This is a genomic window from Variovorax boronicumulans, assembly GCF_030812215.1.
In the GTDB taxonomy this organism is placed as follows: Bacteria; Pseudomonadota; Gammaproteobacteria; order Burkholderiales; family Burkholderiaceae_C; genus Variovorax; species Variovorax boronicumulans_C.
In genome coordinates, this window is sequence record NZ_JAUSSG010000005.1 from 377,616 (window position 1) to 401,664 (window position 24,049).

Sequence of the window (24,049 nt, forward strand, 5' to 3'; positions counted from 1 at the left end):
TTTACTCGCTCGTGAAGATGCTGCCCAGACGGTCCATGCGTTCCAGCGCGATACCGCAGCCGCGCACCACGCAGGTCAGCGGGTCTTCGGCCACGAGCACCGGGAGGCCCGTTTCCTCGGCCAGCAGGCGGTCGAGGTCGCGCAGGAGGGCGCCGCCGCCGGTGAGCATCATGCCGCGCTCGGCGATGTCCGCGCCCAGTTCGGGCGGCGTCTGCTCCAGCGCGTTCTTCACGGCCGAGACGATGTTGTTGAGCGGATCGGTCAGGGCTTCCAGCACTTCGTTGCTGCTGATGGTGAAGCTGCGCGGCACGCCCTCGGAGAGGTTGCGGCCCTTGACTTCCATTTCCTTGACTTCGGAGCCCGGGAAGGCCGAGCCGATGTTCTTCTTGATGACTTCGGCCGTCGGCTCGCCGATCAGCATGCCGTAATTGCGGCGGATGTAATTGATGATGGCTTCGTCGAAGCGGTCGCCGCCCACGCGGACCGAGCCCTTGTAGACCATGCCGCCCAGCGAGATGACGCCCACTTCGGTGGTGCCGCCGCCGATATCCACCACCATCGAGCCCGAGGCTTCGCTGACGGGGAGACCGGCGCCGATGGCCGCGGCCATGGGTTCTTCGATGAGGTAGACCGACGTGGCGCCGGCGGCTTCGGCCGCGTCCTTGATGGCGCGGCGCTCGACCTGGGTCGAGCCGCAGGGCACGCAGATGATGATGCGCGGGCTCGGCGTGAGCAGCGTGCGCGGGTGCACCATCTTGATGAACTGCTTGATCATCTGCTCGGTGATCACGAAGTCGGCGATGACGCCGTCCTTCATCGGGCGGATCGCCTCGATGTTGCCGGGCACCTTGCCCAGCATGGCCTTGGCTTCGCGGCCGACGGCCTGGATCACCTTCTTGCCGTGGGGGCCGCCTTCGTGGCGGATGGCGACGACCGAGGGCTCATCCAGAACGATGCCCTTGTTGCGGGCGAATATCAGGGTGTTGGCGGTGCCGAGGTCGATCGCAAGGTCGGTGGAAAAGTACCGACGGAAAGCTCCAAACATGTGCGGAATCCTCTGAGCACGGCCTGCGCATCGGCAGGTCGTCGCTCTATTTTTGGGTCGTTTGACGGGGTGAATTGATCGTTTTTGGCGCAAAAGCCGGCGCGTTCGCGGGGGTTGCGGCAAAGGCGGGATAATACCTGAATCCCCTCTGATTCCCGTGTTAGCACCCTCTTCGGCGTGCGATTACCTTCGGTTTTTTGACCGGTCCGACCCATGTCCCTTGACGCTTCAGATATTGCACGCATCGCCTCCCTGGCGCGGCTGCAGCTTGCCTCCGACGAAAGCGAGCGCATGCTCAGCCAGATCAATGGCTTTTTTGACTTAGTCGAACGTATGCGTTCGGTCGACACCGCCGGCATCGAGCCCCTGGCCCATCCGGTGGCCGCGATCGAGGACATCACGCTGCGCCTGCGCGACGACGTGGTGAGCGAACCCAACAACCGCGAAGCCAACCAGAAGAGCGCGCCTGCCGTCGAAGCAGGCCTCTTCCTCGTGCCCAAGGTGATCGAATAATGAGCGGCGAACAACAACTGCACCAGATGGGCGTGGTCGCCCTGGCCAAAGCGCTGGCCGAACGCAAGGTCTCGGCCGTCGAGGCCTCGCAGGCCTTCCTCGGCCGCATGAAGGCCCACGAATCGCTCGGCACCTTTGTCGACGTCAATGAAGAAGTCACGCTGGCCCAGGCCCGCAAGGCCGATGCGCTGATCGCCGCCGCGAAAGGGGGGGTGAAGGCCCCGGCGCTGGCCGGCGTGCCGATCGCGCACAAGGACATCTTCGTCACCACCGATTTCGCCACCACCGCCGGCTCGAAGATGCTCGCGGGCTACCGCTCGCCCTTCGATGCGACCGTGGTGCGCCGCCTGGCCGAGGCCGGCGCGGTCACGCTCGGCAAGCTGAGCTGCGACGAATTCGCGATGGGCTCGGCCAACGAGAACGTCGCCGTGCCCGCGGTGGGCCACGACAAGGCCGTGCCGGTGCAGAACCCCTGGAACCGCGAGCGCATTCCGGGCGGTTCCTCGGGCGCCAGCGCGGCGGCCGTTGCCGCACGCCTGGCCCCCGCCGCCACCGGCACCGACACCGGCGGTTCGATCCGCCAGCCCGCGTCGTTCTGCGGCGTGACCGGCATCAAGCCGACCTACGGCCGCGCCTCGCGCTACGGCATGGTGGCCTTCGCATCGAGCCTCGATCAGGCCGGCCCGATGGCCCGCTCGGCCGAAGACTGCGCGCTGCTGCTGTCGGCCTTCTGCGGGCCCGATCTCGACCGCGACTCGACCTCCATCGACAAGCCCGCCGAAGACTTCGGCCGCTCGCTGAACGACTCGCTCGAGGGCCTGCGCATCGGCGTGCCGAAGGAGTTCTTCGGCGAAGGCGTGGCGCCGGGCGTGCGCGCGGCCATCGATGCAGCACTCGCGCAGTACGAGAAGCTGGGCGCCAGGCGCGTCGAGGTGTCGCTGCCGCGCACCGAGTTGTCGATTCCCGTGTACTACATCCTCGCCGCGGCCGAGGCGTCGAGCAACCTGAGCCGCTTCGACGGCGTGAAGTTCGGGCATCGCGCCAAGCAGTACAAGGACCTGTCCGACATGTACGAGAAGACGCGCGCCGAGGGCTTCGGCGACGAAGTCAAGCGCCGCATCATGATCGGCACCTACGTGCTCTCGCACGGCTACTACGACGCGTACTACCTGCAGGCGCAGAAGGTGCGCCGCATGATCGCCGACGACTTCCAGCAGGCGTTGAAGCAATGCGACGTGATCGCGGGCCCCGCCGCGCCGACCACCGCATGGAAGATCGGCGAACACGGCGACGACCCCGTGGCCGACTACCTCGCCGACATCTTCACGCTACCCGCATCGCTGGCCGGCCTCCCCGGCATGAGCGTGCCCGCGGGCTTCGACGGCGGCATGCCCGTCGGCCTGCAGCTGATCGGCAACTACTTCGGCGAAGCGAAGCTGCTGAACGCAGCGCACCGCTTCCAACAAGCCACCGACTGGCACACGCGCACGCCGGAGGGCTTTTGAGATGAGCGAGACCGTGAACACCTTCGAAGCACAACAACAAGGCCGCCCGACCGGCCCGCTGGTGCGCGGCTATGAAGTCATCATCGGCTTCGAGACGCACGCGCAGCTGTCGACCGCAAGCAAGATCTTCAGCCGCGCCTCCACCGCCTTCGGCGCCGAGCCGAACACGCAGGCCTGCGCGGTGGACCTCGCATTGCCCGGCACGCTGCCGGTGATGAACAAGGGCGCGGTCGAACGCGCCATCAAGCTGGGCCTTGCGCTCGGCTCGCACGTCGCGCCGCGCAGCGTTTTCGCGCGCAAGAACTACTTCTATCCCGACCTGCCCAAGGGTTACCAGATCAGCCAGTTCGAGATTCCGGTCGTGCAGGGCGGCTCGGTCTCGTTCTTCCTCGGCGAAGAGAAAAAGACCGTGCGCCTCGTGCGCGCCCACCTCGAGGAAGACGCGGGCAAATCGCTGCACGAAGACTTCATCGGCCAGAGCGGCATCGACCTGAACCGCGCCGGTACGCCGCTGCTGGAAATCGTGACCGAGCCCGACATGCGCTCCACCGCGGAGGCCGTGGCCTATGCGAAGGAGCTGCACAAGATCGTCACGTGGATCGGCATCTGCGACGGCAACATGCAGGAAGGCAGCTTCCGCTGCGACGCCAACGTGTCGGTGCGCAAGCCCGGCGACAAACTCGGCACGCGGCGCGAGATCAAGAACCTGAACAGCTTCAAGTTCATGCAGCAGGCGATCGACTACGAGATCCGCTGGCAGATCGAGGAGATCGAAGACGGCCGCCAGATCGAGCAGGCCACCGTGCTGTTCAACCCCGACACCGGCGAGACGCGGGCGATGCGCGCCAAGGAAGACTCGGCCGACTACCGCTACTTCCCCGATCCGGACCTGCCGCCGCTGGTGATTGCCGCCGACTGGATCGAGCGCGTGCGCAGCGAAATGCCCGAACTGCCGCGCGCGATGGCCGAGCGCTATGTGCGCGACCACGGACTGTCGGAATACGACGCGGCGCAGCTCACGCAGAGCCTCGCGCTCGCGCACTACTTCGATGACGCGGTGAAGGCCGGCGCCACGCCGAAGCTCGCGAGCAACTGGATCACCGGCGAGATGGCGCGCCGCCTGAACGCACAGGAGATCGGCATCGAGGCGGCACCGGTCAGCGCGCTGCAACTCGGCCAGCTGATCAAGCGCATCGCCGACGGCACGCTGCCGAACAACGCGGCGCGCCAGGTGTTCGACGCGCTCTGGACCGGCGAAGGCAGCGACGTCGACGCGATCATCGAAGCCAAGGACCTGAAGCCGATGGCCGACACCGGCGCGCTCGACGCGATCCTCGACGAGGTCATCGCCAAGAATGCGAAGAACGTCGAGGAATACCGTGGCGGCAAGGAGAAGGCGCTGAACGGCCTCGTGGGTCAGGTGATGAAGGCCAGCGGCGGCAAGGCCAACCCTGCGCAAGTCACCGAGCTGCTGAAAGCCAAGCTGGGCTGATCGATCAGCGAGTCCCGGGGCCATCGCGGCCTCGGCGCATTCAGCGCGGCGCCGCTGCTCCGGCAGTTGCACCGCTCGGGGCAGGTCCCCACAGCGGCTTCAGCCGCGTGCGCTCTTCATCGAAGCGCGCATTCACCCGCTTCTTCTCTTCTTCCTGCTCGGCAATGAAGCGGTTCTGCACCGCCACGCTCTGCGTGTTGTCCTCGAGTTTGCGGCGCATCGCACCCGGCGCCTTGCTCACGTCCTTCTTGTAGAACTCGAGCTCCTCGTCGATCTTCTTGCGGTCTTCGCCCAGCTCGGCGATGCGCTTCTGCGCCGCCTGGATCACCGCATCGACCTGCGACAGCGCCTCGTTGCGCTCGCGGTCGTGCGAGGCGGCGCTGGGGTAGCGCACCAGCAGCGCACGCTCGCGGCGGCGTTCGTCGGTCGCCTTGGCCGCCTGCACGGCGGCTTCGCGGGCGCGGTCTTCGCGCTCGGCCATCTCGCGTGCCGAATACGTGGGTTCGATCTTGCGGCGCGTGAGGCCGCTCGGGCTCAGCTCGCGTTGTTCGCGGTCGCTGCAGGCCGGGATCGGACGGTCCGCCGTGAGCGTGCGGCCCTGCGCATCGGTGCAGGTGTAGATGCTGGCGGCAGGGGCGTCCTTGCCTTGCGCATGCGCAACGCCGACGGAAGAAAAGGCCACCAGGAAAAACGATGCCATCGCCAGCAGGCGGTGGGGCTTGCCGTGATTGCGTGTGCGCATCGCTGTCCGATCCTCAATGGGCGCCGTAGCGCGTGCGGTAGGCCAGCACGCGTTCGCGGTGCGCGCCCAGGTCGGCAGCGGCATCGCCCGAGAGGTAGCTCAGCAGGTCGTCCAGCGTGGCAATGGCGACCACCGAAAGGCCGAGCTGGTTGCGCACGTACTGCACGGCACTGTGGTCCACGTCGACGCCGTTCTCGGTGGCTTTTTCCTGCCGGTCGAGCGCAATGGCCACGGCATGCGGCGTGGCGCCGGCGGCCTCGATCGCGGCGATCGATTCGCGCACCGCAGTGCCGGCGGACATCACGTCATCGACGATCAGCACGCGGCCCTTGAGCGGCGCGCCCACCAGGTTGCCGCCTTCGCCGTGCGCCTTGGCTTCCTTGCGGTTGTAGGCAAAGGGGTAGTTGCGGCCACGCCGGGCCAGTTCGGCGGCCACCGTGGCGCCCAGCGGGATGCCCTTGTAGGCGGGGCCGAAGATCATGTCGAATTCGAGGCCGCTCTCGATCAGCCGGTCTGCATAGAATCCCGCGAGCCGTGCGATCTTGGCGCCGTCGTCGAAGAGCCCCGAATTGAAGAAATAGGGGCTCATCCGGCCGGCCTTGGTCTTGAACTCGCCGAAGCGAAGCACGCCGGCATCGCGCGCGAACTGGACGAAGTCCTGCGCCACCGCGCTGCTTTTCTCACCATCTACAGCCATCGGGAAATTCCTTGTGTTCAAACTGACCAGTCTCAATCTCAATGGCCTGCGTTCGGCGGCCACCAAGGGCGTCGCCGATTGGGTGGCCGAACTTGCGCCGGATTGTATTTGCATGCAGGAGATCCGGGTCCAGGCGAGCGACATCGAAGGCCGCTTCGAGGAGATGGCGGGCCTGAAGGGCCACTTCCACTTCGCCGAGAAGAAGGGCTACGCCGGCACCGCGATCTACACCCGGCACGCACCGAGCGAGGTCATCGTGGGCTGGGGCGATGCCGAGTTCGATGCCGAAGGCCGCTACCTCGAGCTGCGCTTCGACACGCCCACGCGCAAGTTCTCCGTCATCAGCTGCTACTTCCCGAGCGGCAGTTCGGGCGAGGAGCGGCAGCAGGCCAAGTTCCGCTTCCTGAAGGGCTTCTTTCCTTACCTCATCGCGCTCAAGAAAGAGCGCGAGTTCATCCTTTGCGGCGACATCAACATCGCCCACAAGGAGATCGACCTGAAGAACTGGCGCGGCAACCAGAAGAACAGCGGCTTCCTGCCCGAGGAGCGCGCCTGGATGACGAAGCTGCTGGACGCCGGCGCCGAGGGCGCGGGCCTGGTGGACGTCTACCGCATGCTCAAACCCGATACCACCGGCGAGGCCTACACCTGGTGGAGCAACCGCGGCCAGGCCTACGCGAACAATGTGGGGTGGCGGCTCGACTACCACCTGGCCACGCCGAAGACCGCCGCGCTCGCGCGCACCGAACAGATCTTCAAGACCATCAAGTTCAGCGACCACGCGCCGATCACGGTGGACTACGACTTCACGCTCTGATCCGACCGTTCAGCGCGAGAGCGCGGGCAGTGCCTTCTCCAGCGTCGCAACGAAAGCCTGCATCGCCTCGGTCTCGTGCGCGCCGCGCTTGGCGATGCGATAGAAGTCCAGCCCCACCTTCGGCTTGACCAGCACATCGGTGCGCACGCGATGGCGGCGGCAGGCCGCGAGCGCGAAGGTCGGCATCACGGCCGTGCCAAAGCCCGCCTCGACCATCGAGATCAGCGTGCCGAAGAAATTGAAAGTCGGCCGCTGCGCATCGGCGCGGCCGATGGTGGCCATCAGGTGCTGGTCGATCACTTTCTGGATCGGGTTGCCCGGTGGGAGGCCGATGAGTTCGGCGGTGCGCAGCGCGGACCACGGCGCGGTGCCTACGGCCGGCGTCGGATCGATCTCCTCTGAAGAAGCCGTCACGCGCATCAGGTGAAAGCGCCCGACCGGCGTGCGCGCCAGGCCCGACGCGGCCTTGAAGAAGAAGCCGAGGCCCACATCCGCATCGCCGGCCGTGACCATCGCCTCCACATCGCGCAGATCGGCATCGAAGAGGCGCACGCTCACTTGCGGATGCGCCTCGCGAAACGTGTTGAATACCTGCGGCAGCAGGTGCGAGGACACCAGCGGCGTGGCCGCGATGCGCAGGGTCTGGCGCGCCTCGTCGCCCTCGGCGCCCAGTTGCGCGGCCACATCGTCGAGGTCGGTGACGAGCCGCTCCACCACCGGCAGCAGCCGCCGGCCCGAGGGCGTGAGGGCCACCACCCGCGTGGTGCGATCGAAGAGCCGGCAACCCAGTTGCTTTTCCATCTCGCGGATCAGGATGCTGAGCCCCGCTTGCGTGATGTGCGCCTGCTCGGCCGCGCGCGTGAAGTTGCCCAGCCGTGCCACATGCAGGAAGGCGCGCATCTGGCGAGTCGATAGGTTCATAAGGATTCATGATAAATCCATAGCACATCTAAATTTCACAAATAGCAAACTTCCGTTCCCAATACGACAGGAGACAAAAACGGAGCTCTTTCGAGAGAGTCATGAACGACAAGCAAGTGATCATCCTGGGCGCCGGCATCGGCGGCCTCACCCTCGCGCTGAGCCTGCACCAGGCCGGCATCGCATGCCGCGTGTACGAGGCCGTGCCCGAACTCAAGCCGCTGGGCGTGGGCGTGAACCTGTTGCCACATGCGGTGCGCGAGTTGACCGAGCTCGGCCTCTTGCCGCAACTGGACGCGGTGGGCGTGCGCACGAAGGAGTCGATCTTCTTCACCGAGCACGGCCAGCTGATCTTTCAGGAGGCCGCTGGCGAGCATGCGGGCTACGACTGGCCGCAGTTCTCGATCCACCGCGGTGATCTGCAGACGGTGCTGCTCGAGGAAACGCTCAAGCGCCTCGGCGCGGACAGCGTGGTCTGCAACCATCGCTGCACCGGCGTGACGCAGGACGCGGAGGGCGTCACCGTGCACTTCGCCGACGCGCCGGATGTGCGAGGGGCCGTAGCCATCGGCTGCGACGGCATCCACTCCGCGCTGCGCAAGCAGCTCTATCCGAACGAAGGCGCTCCGCGCTACTCGGGCGTGAACATGTGGCGCGGCACCACGCGATGGAAGCCCTTTCTCTCGGGCGCGAGCATGGTGCGCGCGGGTTGGCTCGCGGTCGGCAAGATGGTGATCTATCCGATCCGCAACGACATCGACGCCGACGGGCATCAGCTCGTGAACTGGGTCGCCGAGATCCATGCGCCGCAACCCGCGATGCGCGACTGGAGCCGCGCCGGCCGGCTCGAGGACTTTCTCCCCGCCTTCGCCGACTGGCACTTCGACTGGCTCGACGTGCCTGCGCTGATCCGCGCCTCGGACACCATCCTCGAGTACCCGATGGTCGACCAGGACCCGCTGCCGCGCTGGACGCACGGCCGCCTCACGCTGCTGGGCGACGCCGCACATCCGATGGTGCCGCGCGGCTCCAACGGCGCGGGGCAGGCGATCATCGATGCGCGCTTCCTCGCAGGCGCGCTCAAGGACCTGGGCGTCGGCACCGCGGCGCTCGAAGACTACGACCGCGTGCGCGTGAAGGCCACCACCAACGTGGTGCTGACCAACCGCAGCAACCCGCCCGACGCGATCCTGCGCGAAGTGTTCGAGCGCTCGGGCGGCAAGCGCTTCGGGCAGATCGAGGATGTGGTGAGCCACGCCGAGCTGCAGGCCATCTCGGACAACTACAAGCGCGTAGCCGGCTACGACCCGGTGGCGTTGAAGGCCCGCGCCTCTTACCTCTGAGCGCCGGCACTTCCTTCACAGAACAAGACGGAGACATAACCCATGCGCTACATCGCCAAGCCCCTTGCAAAGACCCTCGCCGCCCTGCTCGTTGCAGCCAGCGCAGCAGCAGCCCACGCCTGGCCCGACCAGCCGATCACGCTCGTCGTGCCCTACACGCCGGGAACCGGCATCGACCTCGTCGCGCGCCAGCTCTCGGCCCGCCTGCCGGCGCTGCTGGGCCAGCCCGTGATCGTGGAAAACCTCGCGGGCGCGAGCGGCAACATCGGCAGCGAGAAAGTCGCGCGCGCCAAGCCCGACGGCTACACGCTGATGGTGCAGGTCAACACGCTGGTGATGAACCGCAGCCTCTACAAGTCGCTGAGCTACGACCCGGTCGCCGACTTCACGCCGGTGTCGCTCACTTCGTGGGGCACGCTGCTGCTGGTGACCAACCCGAACGTGCAGAAGGCGACGTCGGTCGCGCAGATGGTGAGCGCGGCCAAGGCCGAGCCCGCCAAACTGACCTACGCCACGCCGGGCGTGGGCACGCCGCATCACCTGTCGATGGCGCTCCTGATGCAGGGCACCGGCACCGATCTGCTGCATGTGCCCTACAAGGGCACGGCCGGCGCGGTGACCGACCTGCTCGGCGGGCGCATCGACTACATGTTCCTGCCGGTGCACGTGGCGCTGCAGCACATTCAGATCGGCAAGCTCAGGGCCATCGCCACCGGCAGCAGCAAGCGGCTGCCGCAGTTGCCCGACGTGCCGACGCTCGCCGAGGCCGGCGTGACCGCCGACAACGTGGACATGTGGTACGGCGTGCTCGCCCCCAAGGGCACGCCGCCTGAGGTGGTAGTGCGGCTCAACAAGGAGATCGCGGCGGTGCTGAAGCAACCCGAGGTGGCCAAGTCCTTCGAGTCGCAGGGCATGGTGCCGGCCAGCTCGACGCCGGCGGAATTCGGGGTGCTGGTGAAGAAGGACGCGGACCGCTGGGCGACGGTGGTCAAGCGGGGGAACATCACCGCGGACTGAGTTCCTTCAGCGCGGCGCCGTCTTCCCCGCGTGCCGCGCCAGATGCACCTGGTGCAACGTGATCTTGCGCACCTCTGCCTGGCTGGTCTCGATGTGCGCGCGCAGCAGCATCGCGGCCTGATCGCCCCGGTTCGCACGGATCGCCTTCAGGATCTTCGCGTGCTCGTCGTAGGTCGCTTCGATGCGCGGCTGCTGCGTGAAGTCGAGCCGGCGGATGATGCGGATGCGGTCGGTCACGTCGCTGTGCACGCGCGCCATCTCGGCGTTGCCTGCGGCGGCCACGAGCGCGCAGTGAAAGGCTTCGTCCCACTGCGCGACCTGCGCCGTGTCGGTGCTGCGCTCAGCCACCGGCACGAGCCAGATGCCGGCCAGCGTGTCGAGCAGGCTGCGGTCGACGCGGTGGTCGGCCTCGCAGATGCGATGCACCGCGGTGGTCTCCAGCACCATGCGCAAATCGTAGAGCTGCTCGAACTGGTCGAAGTCGAAGGGCAGCACGCGCCAGCCGCTGCGGAACAGCACCTCGACAAAACCCTCCTGCTGCAACCGGAACAGCGCCTGCCGCACCGGCGTGCGCGACACCCCCAGCCGGTCGCTGATCTCGTTCTCGGTGAAGCGGTCGCCGGGCACGAGGATGAACTCGGCCACGTCGCGCTTGAGCTGCGCATAAACCTCGTCGGCGCGTGTACGAAAAACGGCCGTATCGGCTGCGGGCGTGGGCGCGGGGGAAGCGGAGCGGGGTCGGACGGTAGACACGTGGGGGATGGTAGTCGCTGGCGCCGGCTTCATGTCGCGTTGTTCAGCGCGGCGAGCAACGCCGCGCTCGGCGCGGTCCAGCCGACGATGGCGCCCTGCGCGCGGATCATGTCGAGCGTCGCCGCCTTGAAGGCCGGGAAGTAGCTCTCGGTGCAGTCTTCGAGCAGCAGGCTGTCGTAGCCGCGGTCGTTGGCTTCGCGCATGCTGGTCTGCACGCAGACCTCGGTGGTGACGCCGCCGAACAGCAGGTGCGTGATGCCGCGCTGCTGCAGCAGTTCATGCAGGCTGGTGGCGTGGAACATGCCCTTGCCGGGCTTGTCGATGACGATCTCGCCGTCGACCGGTGCGAGCGCATCGATGATCTGGTTGCCGGGCTCGCCGGCCACGAGGATGCGGCCCATCGGGCCTTCGTCGCCGATGCGCAGGGTGGGGTTGCCGCGGTTGCGCTTGGCGGGTGGGCAGTCGGAAAGGTCAGGGCTGTGCGCCTCTCTCGTGTGGACCACGAGTCCTCCCGCGTTTCGCCACGCTTGCAGCGCCGCCTTCGTGGCCGGGACGATGGCCTCCAGCAGCGACACGTCGTTGCCCAGCGTTTCCCCGAAGCCGCCGGGCTCGATGAAGTCCCGCTGCATGTCGATGAGCACCAGCGCCGTGCGCGCCAGCGCGAACTCGTAGGCGAAGGGGTTGGCTTCTTCTATGCGCATGCTTGCTCCGGCTCGTGATGTCCACCGCCCATGTGCGCGCCGATCACGTGTCTCTCCGCATCGGCCGCCGAGGTCTCGAACACGATCCGCCCTTCGCTCATCACGACGATGCGGTCCGCCAGTTCGAGGAGCTCATCGAGGTCTTCGCTGATCAACAGCACCGCACCGCCCTTCTCGCGCACCTGCACGATGCGTTCGTGGATCTCGGCGACAGCGGCGAAATCGAGCCCGAACACGGGGTTCGCCGCAATCAGCACGTTGATGTCGCCGGCCAGTTCACGCGCCAGCACCGCGCGCTGCACGTTGCCGCCCGAGAGGCTGCGGATCGGTGCGCCCTCGCCCTGCGTCTTGACGCCGTATTCGGCGATCCACTCGCGCGCGCGGTTGCGCCAGAACGGGAAGTTCAGCACACCGCTGCGCGACAGGGGCGGCCTGTCGAAATCGCGCAGCGCCATGTTCTCGGCCACGCTGAGGTCGCCCACGCACGCGTTGCGCAGCGGCTCTTCGGGAAGGCTTCGGACCTTGAGGCTGCGGTTCTCTGCACGGCGTGCTTTGTAGGGCTGGCCCATCACGCTCACGCGGCCGGCCAGCCGCGGGCGCTGCCCGACCAAGGCCTCGACCAGTTCGCGCTGTCCATTGCCGGAGACGCCCGCCACGCCGAGGATCTCGCCGGCGCGCACGGACAGGCTCAGGTCGTGCAGCGCGAGCGTGCCGCGGTCGCCCTGCGCCTTGAGGCCTTCGACCTTCAGTGCGACGGGCGCCGCATCGGCCACGGGCTTCCTGACGGCGGGCGACGAAGCCGGTGCGGAAATCGGCGCATCTTCGCCGCCCATCATGGCCTGCGCCAACTGCGCCGGGCTCGTTTCCGCGACGCGGCAGTGGTGCACCGCCTTGCCCCTGCGCAGAACCGTCACGCTGTCCGCATACGCCATCACCTCGCGAAACTTGTGCGTGATGATGAGCACAGTGCACAGGCCGCTACGCGCGAACTCCCGCACATGGCCCAGCACCTCGTCGGCCTCTTGCGGCGTGAGCACCGAGGTGGGCTCGTCGAGGATCAGCAAGCGCGGCTTCAGGTAGAGCTGCTTCAACAGTTCGAGCTTCTGCTTCTCGCCCGCCGCAAGTTCCGACGGCCGCACATCGAGGTCGAGGCTGAAGGGCGTGGTCGCGAGAAACGCTTTCAGCTCCGCGCGCTTGGTCTTCCAGTCGATCAACGCGGGCGTCTTGCCGCCGGCCAGCAGCAGGTTCTCGGCCACCGTCATGCCCGGCGCCAGCGTGAAGTGCTGGTAGACCATGCCGATGCCCAGCGCGCGCGCGACGATGGGGTTGGCGATGTCCTGCTCGCGCCCGTCGATCAGGATGCTGCCCTCCTCCGCGCGCTGGAAGCCGGCCACGCACTTCACCAGCGTGCTCTTGCCGGCGCCGTTCTCGCCGAGCAGCGCATGCACCGTGCCGGGCTCGACGCGCATCGTCACGCGGTCCATCGCGGTGAAGGCGCCGAAGCGTTTGGTCAGCTCGTAGGTGTCGAGCGCGAGTGCGCCGCTGCCCGCGGGCAGCGCACCGATGGCGTGGGGAACGGCGCTCATTGGAGTACCTCCGTGCTTCGCACTGCGGTGCGAGCTTGCTTGGGGCGGCCCGGCGCGGCGCTCATGCGTGCCTGCATCAGCCCAGCGCGGCCAGCAGTTGTTGCGAGGTGGTGTGCGCGCCGAACACGCCGCCTTGCATCGTGATCATCTTCAGCGCGGCGAGATGGTTGCCGTGGTCGGTGGCGGCCGTGCAGTCCGACAGCAGCAAGCACTCGAAGCCCCGGTCGTTCGCATCGCGCATCGTGGTGTGCACGCACACGTCGGTGGTGATGCCCGCGAGGATCAGGTTCTCGATACCGCGCGTGCGCAGGATCAATTCCAGGTCGGTGGCATAGAACGAGCCCTTGCCGGGCTTGTCGATCACCACCTCGCCGGGCAGCGGCGCAAGCTCGGGAATGAGCTCCCAGCCCGGCTCGCCGCGCACGAGGATGCGCCCGCAGGGGCCGTCGTCGCCGATGCCCACGCCATTGGCGCCGATCTGCCGCGAGCGCCAGCGCTTGTTGGCGGGCAGGTCCGCAAGGTCGGGCCGATGGCCTTCGCGCGTATGGATGATGTGAAAGCCGAGCGGCCGCAGCGCCGCAAGCGTGCGCGCGATCGGCTGGATCGGCGCCTGCACCAGCGAGAGGTCGTAGCCCATCACATCGACATAGCCGCCCTTGCCGCAGAAGTCGGTCTGCATGTCGATCACGATCAGCGCGGTGTTCTCGGGGCGCAGGTCGCCGTTGTAGGGCCAGGCGTAGGGCTCGGCGGCTACGTGGCGTTCGGCGGTGGTTGCGGTTGTGGTCATGGCGATGCTCATCCTTGGTAGTTGCGTTCCGGCGGCGCGAAGCCGCAGGAGGTGCCGTCGGTCACCTTCACGTCGGCGCTCCAGGGCAACTTGTAGGTGCCGGCGGCCATGTCGTGCATGTAGGTGTAGGGGCAGTCCTGCGCGCCGCCCCTCACCGCGACATAACCGCGGTGGTAGAGCTGGTAGATGTTGTTCTCGACACCCCATCCGGTGCGCGCCTCGCGCACGAGGTCGGGCCGCAGTTCGGCGGTGATGATCTCGTCGACGCGCCCGCCGCCCTCGACCAGCACCGTGCCGTCGAAGTTGCAGAACATGCCCTCGCCCATCGAATCGAAGCTGCCGTCGCTGCCGCACAGGCACACGCTCGCGGTGTAGGCGAGGTTGCAGAAGGCATTCGACTGGTTGGTGATCTTCCACGCATGGCGGATCGGCGCGGTGTAGCCCGCCGTGCGCAGGATGATGTCGGCGCCCTTGTACGCAGCCTCGCGCGCCATCTCGGGGAACATGCCGTCGTGGCAGATGATGAGCGAGAGCCTGCTGCCGTTCGGCCCATCGCACACCGGAATGCCGAGGTTGCCGGGCTCCCACGGCTCGACTGGCACCCACGGGTGCAGCTTGCGGTAGTAGAGCTTGATCTCGCCTTGGTCGTCGATGATCAGCCCGCTGTTGTAGGGGTTGCCGCCGGGGTTGGCTTCCATGATCGAGAAGCAGCCCCAGATGCGGTGTTCGATGCACGCACGCTTGAAGGCCGCGACCTCGGGGCCATCGAGCGTGCACATGATCTCCGGGTTCGTGTCCATCGAGAGGCCGTGCAGCGCGTACTCCGGGAACACCACGAGGTCCATCGTCGACTGGTTGCGGCGCGCCTTGCCCACCATGTCGCAGATGCGCTGCGCCTGTGCTGCGAGGTCGGCCGGCGTCTTCACGTTCGGCAGCTGCAGTTGCACCAGCCCTACGACGACGCCGTGCGCCGATTTGTTGAGGCCACCCAGTCCGCTCATGGTGTTCAGTTCCTTGTCGATGAAAGTTCGCCCGGGCTGCCGATGGCGGCGCTGCCCGGCTTGCAGGTGAGCACCAGGATCACCAGCGTGAGCACGTAGGGCACGGTGTTGAAGAGGTGGTAGCCCCAGCCGATGCCGATGGACTGCAGCGCGGGCCCGATGGCGCCCGCACCGCCGAAGAGAAAGGCCGCGCCCACGCAGCGCAGCGGACTCCAGCGCGCGAAGATCACGAGCGCGACGGCGATGAGGCCCTGGCCGCTGGAGATGCCTTCGTTCCAGCTGCCGGGATAGAACAGCGTGAGCGACGCGCCGCCGAGCCCGGCGATGAAGCCGCCGGCCGTCGTCGCAGCGATGCGCAGGCCCGAGACCGAGTAGCCGAGCGCGCGCGTGGCCTGCGCCGAGTCGCCCGCCATGCGCACCAGCAGGCCTGCGCGCGTGCGCGCGAAGCCCCACCAGAGCAGCACCGCGAGCGCGATGCCGATGGGCACGAGCGCATTGAGCTGCAGCGCGGAGCGCACCACCGTGTTGTCGCTCCAGAAGCCCAGCGGTATCGCGGGAATCTGCGGCGCCTGCGGCTGGATCAGCGGCTTGCCCAGATAGAACGCGAGCCCCGTGCCCAGCAACATCAATGCGATGCCCGTCGCCACGTCGTTCACACGGTCGAGCGAGCACAGGAGGCCGTGCAGCAGCGCGAGCACCGCGCCCGCCATCGCGCCGATCAGCACGCCGAGCCAGGCCGAGTCGGTGAGATACGCACCGCCGAAGGCTGCCATCGCCGACAGCACCAGCACGCCTTCGAGCCCGAGGTTGATGCGGCCCGATTTCTCGGTGAGGCATTCGCCCAGGCTCACGAAAAGAAAAGGCGCTCCCACGCGCAACGCACCACCGACGATGCCGGCCACGAGCGCGATCCATTGATCAGCGGTCATTGGTGCACCCTTGGCGCTGCGCGCCTTCCCGCCAAGCGGGAGCGAGCTTGCTTGGGGCGGCCCGGCGCCGCGCTCATGCCGGACTCCCCGAAGCGCGGAACAGCCGCGCGCGCAGCGCCTTCCAGTCGACCATGCGCAAGCCCTCGCTTGCAAGGATCAGCACGAACGCGATGCCCTGCAGCACCAGCACCGACGCATCGGGCAGTCCGAGCCGTCGCTGCAACAGGCTGCCCGCCGCACCGAAGCCGCCGAACAGGATCGCCACCGGCACGATGGCCACCGGGTTGTGCCGCGCGATGAACGACACGAGGATGCCCGCGTAGCCATATCCCGCGATCAGCGAGGCGTTGGCATTGGTGTGCACCGCCGCCACCTCGACCGCGCCCGCGAGGCCCGCGCACGCGCCGCCCAGTGCGCAGCTGCCGAGAATGAGTCGCGTGGCCGGCAGGCCCACGAGCTGCGCGGTGCGCGGATTGCCGCCAACCACGCGCACCGAGAAGCCCGAGGCGGTCGCGCGCAGCCACCAGCCGAGCCCGAGGCAAGCCACGACGCCGAGCACCAGGCCCCAATGCACGTCCGAGCCGCCGATGCCGCCGATCAGCAGCCCGTCGTTCAGCGCATAAGTCGATGGTTTGTTCAGGCTCGCCGGATCGCGCAGCGGCCCTTCGACCAGGTGCTTGAAGATGCCGATGGCGATGTAGGCCAGCAGCAGGCTGCTGATGGTTTCGTTGATGCCTCGGTACTGCCGCAGCCAGCCCGCGAGCACGATCCACAACGCACCGGCGAGCGCACCCGCGATGCAGACGATCGCCGTGCCCACGGCATTGCCGGGCAGCGGCACCGCATGCGCAAGCGCCGCGCAGGCCAGACCGCCCAGCACCAATGCGCCTTCGCCACCGATGACGATCAGCCCCGCGCGCGCCGGTAGCGCCACGCATAGCGCGGTGAGCATCAGCGGTGCCGCGCGCTGCAGCGTGTTCTGCCACGAGAACCAGTCGCCGAACGCGCCCTTGAAGAGCGTCGCCCAGACCTCCACCGGATCGACGCCGGCAAAGGCAACGAGCACGCCGAACAGCAGCAGTGCCGCCGCGATGGCGAACACCGGCAGGGCGAATTCCTTGAGCGTGCTGCGCATGGGCAAAGACATGGGCATGAACTCGGAACTCAGACCTGGCCGATGACGCCTTCGACGAGGTAGTTCATCTTTTCCAGCTCCAGGTCCGTCTGCTTCAGCACCTTGCCGGCCGGCACCACGACCGCACCCTTGTTGTCCTTGATGCCGTCCTTGAAGATGTCGAAGGTGCCCGCGATCATCCTGGCCTTGATGTCGTCGGCCTGCTTCTTCGCGGCGTCCGTCACCATCGGGCCGTAGGCGGACATCTTCACGTAGCCTTCCTTCAAACCGCCGCGCAGGAAGTTGGGATGCGGCTTGCCGGTTTGCGCGGCTTCGATGGCGGTCTTGTAGGCGGTGAGCCAGTTCCACTCGGCGCCAGTGAGGTAGGCGTTCGGCGCAAGCTTCGCCTGGCTCGCGTGGTAGCCGCAGACCATCTTGCCGCGCTTGGCTGCCGTCTCGACCACCACCTTGGGGCCGTCCACATGCATGGTGAACACGTCGCAGCCCTGGTCGGCCAGGCTGTTGGTGGCCTCGGCCTCCTTCACGGCCATCGACCAGTCGCCGGTGAAGATCACGCTGCAGGTGATGTTCGGCTTGACCGAGCGCGCACCGAGTGTGAAGGCGTTGATGTTGCGCAGCACCTGCGGAATCGGCTTGGCGGCGACGAAGGCGATCTTGTTGCTCTTGGTCATGTGCGCCGCGATCACGCCGTTCAGGAACTGGCACTCGTCGATGTAGCCGAAGAAGCTGCCCGCGTTCTTCGGATGCTTGCCTTCGGTCCAGAGACCGCCGCAATGCGAGAAGCGCACGTCGGGGTACTTGGGCGCCACCGCGAGGATGTGCGGATCGAAGTAGCCGAAGGAGGTGGGAAAGAGCAACTTCGCGCCGTCCTGCGAAATCATGCCGGCCATGGTCTTCTGCACGGCGGCGGTCTCGGGCACGTTCTCTTCCTCGACCACCTTCACGCCGGGCAGCTTCTTGATTTCGGCGGCCGCCATGGCGTGCGCCTGGTTGTAGCCGTAGTCGTCGCGCGCGCCGACGTAGATCACGCCGACGGTCAGCGGCTTGGCCTGCGCGCGGGCCAGGGCGCTCCAGCCTCCGAGGGTGCCGGCGGCGCCGAGTGCGGCCAGGGACTTGAGGGAATCGCGGCGATTGAATTGGCTTGTCATGGCGTTCTTTCGAGGAGTTGAAGGAGGTGCAAAAAATGTGCCGTGCGTTCTGCGGTTCTGTGCGGTCAGGCCGACAGGCTCACGTGCGCGGCCGCCACGCGCCAGCCGTCGTCGGTGCGTATCCACGTCTGGCTCTGCCGGCCGATCACGCGGCTGCCTTCGCGCCGGAACTCGACATTCGCCGTCGCGAAGTCGCGGCCGTAGGTGGTGATGACGGTGCGCAACAGTTCGCGCGGCGGGCTCTGCACCGGCAGCGAAGCGCGAAAGGCGCGGATGTCGGCATGGCCGTAATGGTTCTCGGAGAAGCCATAGCGCAGCGTGTGCGGGCTGTTCCAGAACAGCTCGTCGAGCACAGCGCGCTGGTTGGTCACGAGCGCTTCTTCGTAGCGCGCGAACACGGCGCTGACTTCGGCGTGCACCTCGGGGAGGTTGATCTCCAGCGTCATCGGCGCACCTCGCGTTGGAAGATGTCGAGGCTGAGTTTCTTCGTCGCGACGAAGCTCTCGGTGCTCAGCGTCTCGACGGTGCGCGGGCGTGCATCGCCGTAGCGCAGGATCTCGGCCACCTTGGTGGGGCGCTTGGTCAGCAGCAGCACTTCGTCGGCGAGGTACACGGCCTCTTCGAGGTCGTGCGACACCAGCAGCATGGTGGTGCCGGTCTGCATGAACACCTCCTGCAGCTTCTCGCGGATGAAGAGCGTCATCTCGAAGTCGAGCGCCGAGAAGGGTTCGTCGAGGAACAGCACCTCCGGGTTGGGCGCGAGGGCCCGCATGATCGATGCGGTCTGCTGCTGTCCACCCGACAGTTCGTAGGGAAAGCGCTTCAGGTCGAACTTCACGTCGAACGAAGCGACCAGCTCTTCCATGCGCCGGTCCACTTCCGCCTTGCTGCGCCCTTCGAGCTTCAGCGGGTAGGCGATGTTGTCGATGGTGCGCATCCACGGGAACATCGCCTCGCGGTAGTTCTGGAACACGTAGCCGATCTTGGTGTCCTTGCGCTGCTTGCCGTCGAACAGGATCTCGCCCGTATCGATGGGGATGAGGCCCGCGATCATGTTGATGAGCGTGGACTTGCCGCAGCCGTTGGGCCCGAACACCGAGACGATCCTGTGCTTGGGAATGTCGAGGTCGAAGTTCTCGTACAGCGGCCAGCCCGCGAAGTACTTGGTGAGACCCCGGATGGTGATGTGCGTGCCCGAGGGGCCGGGCTTGAAGACCGGCTTGGGCACATCGGCGTAGACCGGGCCGTTGATGACGACGTCCTGCGTGACTTTCATCGTCCGCTCCAGTGCACGATGCGGCGCTCGGCGACGAGGAAAAGAATGTTGAGCGCGTAGCCCAGGGCACCGGCCGCCAGGATCGCCGCGTACATGCTCTTCACGTTGAGCACCTGCTGCGCATCGATGATGCGGTGGCCGAGTCCGACGTCGGAGCCGATGAACATCTCGGCCACGATGACGATCACCAGCGCCATCGACACCGCCGAGCGCAGGCCGACGAAGCTGGGCTGCAGGCTTTCCCAGATCAGCACGTCCTTGAAGACCTGCCAGCGCGAGGCGCCCATGACCTTCGCCGCCATCACGCGCTGCTTGCGCGCGTTGATGACGCCGTAGGCGCTGTTGAACACCACGATGAGCAGCGCGCCGAAGGCCGCGATGGCGATCTTGTTGACGTCGCTCACGCCGAAGATCAGGAGAAACAGCGGAATGAGCGCGGACGAGGGCGTCGAGCGGAAGAAGTCGATCAGGAACTCGACGCTGCGGTATGCCTTCTCGTTGCTGCCGAGCAGCACGCCCAGCGGCACGCCGACCACCGCCGCGATGAGAAAAGCCTGCAGCGTGCGCCACACGGTCATCGCGAAGTCAGTGAGCAGCGGTCCGCCCGCAAGCCCCGTGATCAGCGCGGCGATGGTGTCGGCCGGCGTGGGCAGCAGGATGGGCTTGATGAAGCCCAGGCGCACCACCAGGTCCCATGCGATGAACAGCACCACGGGGCCGATGAAGGGCAGCAGGCGGCCGCGCAGCGGGGGCTTCGGCGCGATGGCGCCGAGGCTGGCCGGCGGTGTCCACGGCGCGGCCGTGGTCGTGCTTGCATCGGCCATGGTCATGCCTTGTAGAGGAGGCCGTCCACGAGCACCTTCTTCTCGAAGATGCCTTTCTCGGTGAACAGGTCGTAGAACTTCTGGAAGTACGTGACGTCGCTCGGCTTGAACTCGTTGTAGAGCATGTACGAGGCGAGCGGCACCTCGGCCGTGAGCTTGCCTTCGATGGCGGTGTAGCCCTTCATGTGCTGGCGCGCATCGTCGGGCTTGGTGCGCACCAACTCGACGCCGCGCGCGTAAGCGGCGATGTACTTCTTCGCGATCTCGGGGTTCTTCTTGATGAACTCGGTGGTGAGGCTGGCCGCGCCGCCGTGCCACGGCGCCATCGGGTCGCCGAGGATGTACTTGGCGACCACGCCGGCCTCGATCACCCGCGTGGTGCCGTTCATGCGGCCGACGGTGCCGGTCGGCTCCAGCGTGTAGCAGGCATCGACCTGGCCCGCGACGAGTGCGGCCACGTGCTGGCCGATGGGGAGTTCGCTCACCACCGCACCCTTGGCGCCGGCGCGCTCCAGCATGGTCTTGCAGAGCGTGACGTTCTGGATGCCGGGTCCCGAAGCCACCTTCTTGCCGGCCAGCTCGGCCACGGTTTTGACCGGGCTGTCCTTGGGGACGATGAACTCGTCGAGCACGAACTTCGCGTTGCTCGGGTTGGTGCAGAAGATCTTGAAGAAGCCCGGCTGCGCGATCTCGCCGATGGCGAGGTTGGCCGAGCCGACGCCATTGGCGCTGCCATCGCAGCGGCCCGCGAGCATGCCCTCCATCACCTGCTGCGCGCCGGCGAACTTGAGCGGCTCCACGTCCAGCCCCGCTTCCTTGAAGTAGCCGCGGTCCACCGCCGCGAAGAACGGCAGGCCGGCGGCCACGGGCCAGAAGCCGATGCGCAGCTTGGGCGCGGCCTGTGCGCGCACGATGGTGGGCGCGGCCAGCACGGCCAGGCCTGCGGCACCGGCTTGCAGCAACTGCCGGCGCGATGCGGAAGATTTTTCAAGGATGCTCATCGGGACTCCTGGATCAGTCGATCAGTTGGTAATGGCAGTGGCGCGGCTCGCGACGTAGGCACGCCAGCCGCCGTGATGGGTCACGTCCTGTGCGTCGGTCAGCGCGTGGCCTTCGCAGATGAAGCCGTTGACCCAGCTGCCGTCGGCCAGCTCGACGCTGCCGAGGCCGAGCGGCGGCGGGATCAGCGCGAGGAAGCTGCCGACCTGCGCGATGGGCATGGCCCAGACCTCCAGCGCGATGGCCCCGCCATCTCCCGCGCTGCGCTGCAGGCCGGGCTTGGGCGGCGTGGTGCCGGGCAGCGCGAAGAGCCGGTAAGTCGGCGACGTGGTCGTGGTGCGCAGCAGCGTGGCGCCGCGCTCGGTGAGCTGGCCGTTGAGCGGCATGCCCGACAGGTGCGCGCCGACGACGGCGATGGCGAGCGTCTGCGGTGCCGGGGCCATGAGGCCCGGCACCGGGCGCGGCGCGGGCAGCGGCAGGCCGGTCGCACCCTGCGGGAGGCCGCTCGCGTGGTGATAGCGCTGGCCGAGGTCGGCCAGCGCGAGGTCGCTTCCGCTCGGGCCGATCAGCGTGATGCCGAACGGCAGGCCGTCCGCGCGCAGGCTGCTCGGCACCGAGAGCGCCGCGTAGTCGAGCAGGTTGACGAAGTTGGTGTACGCGCCGAGGTTGCGGTTGAGCACGACCGGATCGGCGCGCATTTGCGCTCGCGTGTAGTGCGTGGGCGCGGTAGGCACCAGAAGCACGTCGATGTCGCGCCACATCGGCTCGACCTGTTGCGCGATGGCGCGCAGCCGGGTCTGCGCGTCGAACACGTCGGCGGCTGAATAGCCTTTTCCGCTCGCGAGGATGCTGCGCACAGGCTCGATCACCTCGTCGGCATGCGCGTCGAAGAACTCGCGCACCGCCGCGTAGCGTTCGGCGACGAGTGCGCTTTCATAGAGCAGCGCGGCGGCTTCGGCGAGCGGCGCGTACGGAATGGCGACGGCCGTGCCGCCCAGTGCCACGAGCCTGGCCTGCGCATCGCGGAAGGCTTCTTCGGCTGCGGTGTCGCCGAAGAAGTCCAACGCGTCGGGCACGCCGAAGTTGAAGCGAGCGGGCAGCGGCTTGCGATGCATCGCGATGTCGCGCGAGTACGGGTCGCGCGGGTCGTGGCCGGAGGCGGCCAGCATCACGTCGACGGCCAGCGCCACGGTGCGCGCGAAGATCGAAACGCAGTCCGCGCTCTGCGCTGCGGGCACCACGCCGAAGGCGCTGAGCAGCCCGCGCGAAGGCTTGAGGCCGACGATGTTGTTGAGCCCGGCGGGTACGCGGCCGGAGCCGGCGGTGTCGGTGCCGAGGGCGAAGTCGACCTCGCCCGCGGCCACCACATACGCCGAACCGGAGCTGGAGCCACCGCAGACGTAGCGCGCATCGAATGCGTTGGGCACTTCGCCATAGGGCGAGCGCGTGCCGTTCAGGCCGCAGGCGAACTGGTCGAGGTTGGTCTTGCCGGTCAGGGATGCACCGGCTTCGAGCAATCGCTGCACCACGGCCGCATGCGCCGTGGGCCGGCGGTCGAAGGCCGGGCAAGCGGCAGTGGTGGGCACGCCGGCCACGTCGATGTTGTCCTTGACCGCGAAGCGCAGCCCGGCGAGTGGCAGGGTCACGCCGGGGGTGTCGGCGGTTTCGGCACCGGCCACAGGTACCGCGAATTTCGCGATCCAGGCAGCGGTGGTCAGCGGGTCGTATTCATGCACCATCATCAGGCATCCAAACTTGTGTACAAGTCGAGATGCAAGCAATGTGCCAGCCGGAACGAGCCTGCGACTAAGACTGGGTGTTTGCTCCCTCTCCCCTCGGGGAGAGGGTTGGGGTGAGGGCAAGGTGCTGCCGATGAAGCGCGGCTCTCAGGTGAAGGCCGCCGCCCTCACCCCTACCCTCTCCCTCTGGGAGAGGGGGTCATATATCAACTCCGCTTGGCGTTGCGGTAGAGGCTCTCCACCTTCGGGATGTTCGCTTCGAGCTTCGCGATGCGGTCCGTGCCGCTCGGATGGGTCGACAGGAAACTCAGCCCGCCCTGATTCTTCGAGGCGGTCGCCATCTTGTTCCACAGCGACACCGAGGCCTTCGGGTCATAGCCTGCGCGCGCCGCGAGTTCGAGCCCCACGAGGTCGGCCTCTGTCTCGTCGCTGCGGCTGAACTTGAGCGTGATGAGTTGCGTGCCGGCCCTTGCCGCGAGGTCCCCCACCTGGCCAAGGCCAAGCAGCTGCGCACCGATCGACAGCGCCGCGCCGGTGCCGGCGCTCTTGGCCATGCGGGCGCGGGCGTGTTCGCGCAGCGCGTGGGCCATCTCGTGGCCCATCACCATCGCGACCTCGTCGTCGGTGAGCTTGAGCTGTTCGAGGATGCCGGTGAAGAAGGCAATCTTGCCGCCGGGCATGCAGAAGGCGTTGATCTGCTTGCTGCCGATCAGGTTGACCTCCCACTTCCATTCGCGCGCGCGGGTGTTCCAGGGCGTGGCGAAGGGAATGAGCCGCTGCGCGATGGCGCGCAGCCGCTGCAGTTGCGCGTTGTTGTCGCCGGCGAGCGCGTTCTTGGCGCGGGCCTGCGCGAGCAGCTGGCCGTACTGCTGGACGCCGGCCGCCTCGATCTTGTCCGCGGGCACGAGGTTGCGCGCCACCGAGGCGTTGCCGACGTTGACCTGCGAGAGCGCCGGGCGGCTCATCGCCACGCCGGCCGCGATCAACAGGAAGGCCCTGCGCAACTGCCACGGCGAGGCAGGAGAGGTGAGGGAAATGGGGCGTTCGCAGCGTGTGCACATGGGGCGGATCATAGGAAC

General features: G+C 67.3%; 24 protein-coding genes. 6 read left to right on the top strand and 18 right to left on the bottom strand.

Features of this window, described 5'->3' with window-relative positions; translation table 11 throughout:
- Position 1 precedes the first annotated feature (1 nt).
- Entirely contained in the window at positions 2 to 1,045 is a 1,044-nt protein-coding gene (locus J2W23_RS16285) for a rod shape-determining protein (protein WP_007833435.1), read from the bottom strand.
- 213 nt (positions 1,046 to 1,258) lie between these two features.
- Between J2W23_RS16285 and gatC the strand changes: the two genes are divergently transcribed.
- The 3 genes from gatC to gatB are packed head-to-tail and all read left to right on the top strand — an operon-like array spanning position 1,259 to position 4,555.
- The gene (gene gatC, locus J2W23_RS16290) at positions 1,259 to 1,558 is read left to right on the top strand and encodes an Asp-tRNA(Asn)/Glu-tRNA(Gln) amidotransferase subunit GatC (RefSeq protein WP_176660642.1); all 300 of its coding nucleotides are present in this window, start codon (positions 1,259 to 1,261) and stop codon (positions 1,556 to 1,558) included.
- Entirely contained in the window at positions 1,558 to 3,063 is a 1,506-nt protein-coding gene (gatA, locus tag J2W23_RS16295) for an Asp-tRNA(Asn)/Glu-tRNA(Gln) amidotransferase subunit GatA (RefSeq protein ID WP_307649456.1), read from the top strand. The genes gatC and gatA overlap by 1 nt, the downstream gene beginning before the upstream one ends.
- 1 nt (position 3,064) lies before the next feature.
- Positions 3,065 to 4,555 carry an Asp-tRNA(Asn)/Glu-tRNA(Gln) amidotransferase subunit GatB gene (gatB, locus tag J2W23_RS16300; protein ID WP_307649457.1) on the top strand — a complete coding sequence of 497 codons (1,491 nt, stop codon included), beginning with the start codon at positions 3,065 to 3,067 and terminating at the stop codon, positions 4,553 to 4,555.
- Positions 4,556 to 4,595: 40 nt separating this feature from the next.
- Here gatB and J2W23_RS16305 read toward each other — a convergent pair whose 3' ends face one another.
- Both J2W23_RS16305 and pyrE read right to left on the bottom strand, forming a co-directional pair.
- On the bottom strand, positions 4,596 to 5,297 hold the full coding sequence (locus J2W23_RS16305) for a DUF4124 domain-containing protein (protein ID WP_307649458.1): 702 nt from the start codon (positions 5,295 to 5,297) through the stop codon (positions 4,596 to 4,598).
- Positions 5,298 to 5,310: 13 nt separating this feature from the next.
- Positions 5,311 to 5,994 carry an orotate phosphoribosyltransferase gene (pyrE, locus tag J2W23_RS16310; RefSeq protein WP_176660638.1) on the bottom strand — a complete coding sequence of 228 codons (684 nt, stop codon included), beginning with the start codon at positions 5,992 to 5,994 and terminating at the stop codon, positions 5,311 to 5,313.
- Between the two features lie 13 nt (positions 5,995 to 6,007).
- Here pyrE and J2W23_RS16315 point away from each other — a divergent pair, with 13 nt between their 5' ends.
- Positions 6,008 to 6,811 (top strand): exodeoxyribonuclease III, encoded by an 804-nt coding sequence (locus J2W23_RS16315; RefSeq protein ID WP_307649459.1) that lies wholly within the window; start codon positions 6,008 to 6,010, stop codon positions 6,809 to 6,811.
- Positions 6,812 to 6,820: 9 nt separating this feature from the next.
- Here J2W23_RS16315 and J2W23_RS16320 read toward each other — a convergent pair whose 3' ends face one another.
- Positions 6,821 to 7,732, bottom strand: a complete 912-nt coding sequence (locus J2W23_RS16320; protein ID WP_307649460.1) for a LysR family transcriptional regulator — start codon at positions 7,730 to 7,732, stop codon at positions 6,821 to 6,823.
- A 101-nt stretch (positions 7,733 to 7,833) separates the two neighbouring features.
- On the opposite strand from J2W23_RS16320, the gene J2W23_RS16325 reads away from it, so the two are divergent.
- Positions 7,834 to 9,075, top strand: a complete 1,242-nt coding sequence (locus J2W23_RS16325) for a flavin-dependent oxidoreductase (RefSeq protein ID WP_307649461.1) — start codon at positions 7,834 to 7,836, stop codon at positions 9,073 to 9,075.
- A 42-nt stretch (positions 9,076 to 9,117) separates the two neighbouring features.
- Entirely contained in the window at positions 9,118 to 10,092 is a 975-nt protein-coding gene (locus tag J2W23_RS16330; RefSeq protein ID WP_307649462.1) for a tripartite tricarboxylate transporter substrate binding protein, read from the top strand.
- Between the two features lie 6 nt (positions 10,093 to 10,098).
- Here J2W23_RS16330 and J2W23_RS16335 read toward each other — a convergent pair whose 3' ends face one another.
- The 14 genes from J2W23_RS16335 to J2W23_RS16400 form a co-directional block, all read right to left on the bottom strand.
- Positions 10,099 to 10,845: a GntR family transcriptional regulator gene (locus J2W23_RS16335; RefSeq protein ID WP_307649463.1), complete on the bottom strand. Its 747-nt coding sequence runs from the start codon at positions 10,843 to 10,845 to the stop codon at positions 10,099 to 10,101.
- A gap of 29 nt (positions 10,846 to 10,874) precedes the next feature.
- Entirely contained in the window at positions 10,875 to 11,546 is a 672-nt protein-coding gene (locus J2W23_RS16340; RefSeq protein ID WP_307649464.1) for a cysteine hydrolase family protein, read from the bottom strand.
- Entirely contained in the window at positions 11,537 to 13,132 is a 1,596-nt protein-coding gene (locus J2W23_RS16345) for an ABC transporter ATP-binding protein (protein WP_307649465.1), read from the bottom strand. The genes J2W23_RS16340 and J2W23_RS16345 overlap by 10 nt, the downstream gene beginning before the upstream one ends.
- A gap of 76 nt (positions 13,133 to 13,208) precedes the next feature.
- A complete protein-coding gene (gene biuH / locus J2W23_RS16350; RefSeq protein ID WP_307649466.1) occupies positions 13,209 to 13,919 on the bottom strand; it encodes a biuret amidohydrolase in 711 nt (236 codons plus the stop codon).
- Positions 13,920 to 13,927: 8 nt separating this feature from the next.
- Positions 13,928 to 14,920, bottom strand: coding sequence for a formamidase (locus J2W23_RS16355; RefSeq protein WP_307649467.1), 993 nt, complete (start codon positions 14,918 to 14,920; stop codon positions 13,928 to 13,930).
- 5 nt (positions 14,921 to 14,925) lie between these two features.
- A complete protein-coding gene (locus tag J2W23_RS16360; protein WP_307644631.1) occupies positions 14,926 to 15,849 on the bottom strand; it encodes an ABC transporter permease in 924 nt (307 codons plus the stop codon).
- Between the two features lie 73 nt (positions 15,850 to 15,922).
- Complete coding sequence (locus J2W23_RS16365) at positions 15,923 to 16,984, bottom strand: ABC transporter permease (protein ID WP_307649508.1); 1,062 nt, start codon at positions 16,982 to 16,984, stop codon at positions 15,923 to 15,925.
- A 29-nt stretch (positions 16,985 to 17,013) separates the two neighbouring features.
- Complete coding sequence (locus J2W23_RS16370) at positions 17,014 to 18,132, bottom strand: BMP family ABC transporter substrate-binding protein (RefSeq protein WP_307649468.1); 1,119 nt, start codon at positions 18,130 to 18,132, stop codon at positions 17,014 to 17,016.
- Positions 18,133 to 18,197: 65 nt separating this feature from the next.
- Positions 18,198 to 18,578 carry an oxalurate catabolism protein HpxZ gene (gene hpxZ / locus J2W23_RS16375; protein WP_307649469.1) on the bottom strand — a complete coding sequence of 127 codons (381 nt, stop codon included), beginning with the start codon at positions 18,576 to 18,578 and terminating at the stop codon, positions 18,198 to 18,200.
- Complete coding sequence (locus tag J2W23_RS16380; protein WP_307649470.1) at positions 18,575 to 19,408, bottom strand: ABC transporter ATP-binding protein; 834 nt, start codon at positions 19,406 to 19,408, stop codon at positions 18,575 to 18,577. The genes hpxZ and J2W23_RS16380 overlap by 4 nt, the downstream gene beginning before the upstream one ends.
- Positions 19,405 to 20,232 (bottom strand): ABC transporter permease, encoded by an 828-nt coding sequence (locus J2W23_RS16385; protein ID WP_176660624.1) that lies wholly within the window; start codon positions 20,230 to 20,232, stop codon positions 19,405 to 19,407. The genes J2W23_RS16380 and J2W23_RS16385 overlap by 4 nt, the downstream gene beginning before the upstream one ends.
- Positions 20,233 to 20,234: 2 nt before the next feature.
- Positions 20,235 to 21,233 carry an ABC transporter substrate-binding protein gene (locus tag J2W23_RS16390; RefSeq protein ID WP_307649471.1) on the bottom strand — a complete coding sequence of 333 codons (999 nt, stop codon included), beginning with the start codon at positions 21,231 to 21,233 and terminating at the stop codon, positions 20,235 to 20,237.
- Between the two features lie 21 nt (positions 21,234 to 21,254).
- Positions 21,255 to 22,973, bottom strand: coding sequence for an allophanate hydrolase (atzF, locus tag J2W23_RS16395; protein ID WP_307649472.1), 1,719 nt, complete (start codon positions 22,971 to 22,973; stop codon positions 21,255 to 21,257).
- Between the two features lie 203 nt (positions 22,974 to 23,176).
- Positions 23,177 to 24,031, bottom strand: coding sequence for a M48 family metallopeptidase (locus J2W23_RS16400; RefSeq protein WP_307649473.1), 855 nt, complete (start codon positions 24,029 to 24,031; stop codon positions 23,177 to 23,179).
- Positions 24,032 to 24,049 lie beyond the last annotated feature (18 nt).

Excerpts from the sequence above, each read along its gene's own strand:
- J2W23_RS16325 (WP_307649461.1), top strand. The coding sequence starts at position 7,834 with ATGAACGACAAGCAAGTGATCATCCTGGGCGCCGGCATCGGCGGCCTC.
- J2W23_RS16305 (WP_307649458.1), bottom strand. The coding sequence starts at position 5,297 with ATGCGCACACGCAATCACGGCAAGCCCCACCGCCTGCTGGCGATGGCA.
- J2W23_RS16370 (WP_307649468.1), bottom strand. The coding sequence starts at position 18,132 with ATGACAAGCCAATTCAATCGCCGCGATTCCCTCAAGTCCCTGGCCGCA.
- pyrE (WP_176660638.1), bottom strand. The coding sequence starts at position 5,994 with ATGGCTGTAGATGGTGAGAAAAGCAGCGCGGTGGCGCAGGACTTCGTC.
- J2W23_RS16380 (WP_307649470.1), bottom strand. The coding sequence starts at position 19,408 with ATGAAAGTCACGCAGGACGTCGTCATCAACGGCCCGGTCTACGCCGAT.
- atzF (WP_307649472.1), bottom strand. The coding sequence starts at position 22,973 with ATGATGGTGCATGAATACGACCCGCTGACCACCGCTGCCTGGATCGCG.
- hpxZ (WP_307649469.1), bottom strand. The coding sequence starts at position 18,578 with ATGACGCTGGAGATCAACCTCCCCGAGGTGCACGCCGAAGTCAGCGCC.
- gatB (WP_307649457.1), top strand. The coding sequence starts at position 3,065 with ATGAGCGAGACCGTGAACACCTTCGAAGCACAACAACAAGGCCGCCCG.
- J2W23_RS16320 (WP_307649460.1), bottom strand. The coding sequence starts at position 7,732 with ATGAACCTATCGACTCGCCAGATGCGCGCCTTCCTGCATGTGGCACGG.
- J2W23_RS16330 (WP_307649462.1), top strand. The coding sequence starts at position 9,118 with ATGCGCTACATCGCCAAGCCCCTTGCAAAGACCCTCGCCGCCCTGCTC.
- J2W23_RS16345 (WP_307649465.1), bottom strand. The coding sequence starts at position 13,132 with ATGAGCGCCGTTCCCCACGCCATCGGTGCGCTGCCCGCGGGCAGCGGC.
- biuH (WP_307649466.1), bottom strand. The coding sequence starts at position 13,919 with ATGACCACAACCGCAACCACCGCCGAACGCCACGTAGCCGCCGAGCCC.
- J2W23_RS16340 (WP_307649464.1), bottom strand. The coding sequence starts at position 11,546 with ATGCGCATAGAAGAAGCCAACCCCTTCGCCTACGAGTTCGCGCTGGCG.
- J2W23_RS16390 (WP_307649471.1), bottom strand. The coding sequence starts at position 21,233 with ATGAGCATCCTTGAAAAATCTTCCGCATCGCGCCGGCAGTTGCTGCAA.
- J2W23_RS16355 (WP_307649467.1), bottom strand. The coding sequence starts at position 14,920 with ATGAGCGGACTGGGTGGCCTCAACAAATCGGCGCACGGCGTCGTCGTA.
- J2W23_RS16285 (WP_007833435.1), bottom strand. The coding sequence starts at position 1,045 with ATGTTTGGAGCTTTCCGTCGGTACTTTTCCACCGACCTTGCGATCGAC.
- J2W23_RS16365 (WP_307649508.1), bottom strand. The coding sequence starts at position 16,984 with ATGCGCAGCACGCTCAAGGAATTCGCCCTGCCGGTGTTCGCCATCGCG.
- gatA (WP_307649456.1), top strand. The coding sequence starts at position 1,558 with ATGAGCGGCGAACAACAACTGCACCAGATGGGCGTGGTCGCCCTGGCC.
- J2W23_RS16400 (WP_307649473.1), bottom strand. The coding sequence starts at position 24,031 with ATGTGCACACGCTGCGAACGCCCCATTTCCCTCACCTCTCCTGCCTCG.
- J2W23_RS16360 (WP_307644631.1), bottom strand. The coding sequence starts at position 15,849 with ATGACCGCTGATCAATGGATCGCGCTCGTGGCCGGCATCGTCGGTGGT.
- J2W23_RS16385 (WP_176660624.1), bottom strand. The coding sequence starts at position 20,232 with ATGGCCGATGCAAGCACGACCACGGCCGCGCCGTGGACACCGCCGGCC.
- gatC (WP_176660642.1), top strand. The coding sequence starts at position 1,259 with ATGTCCCTTGACGCTTCAGATATTGCACGCATCGCCTCCCTGGCGCGG.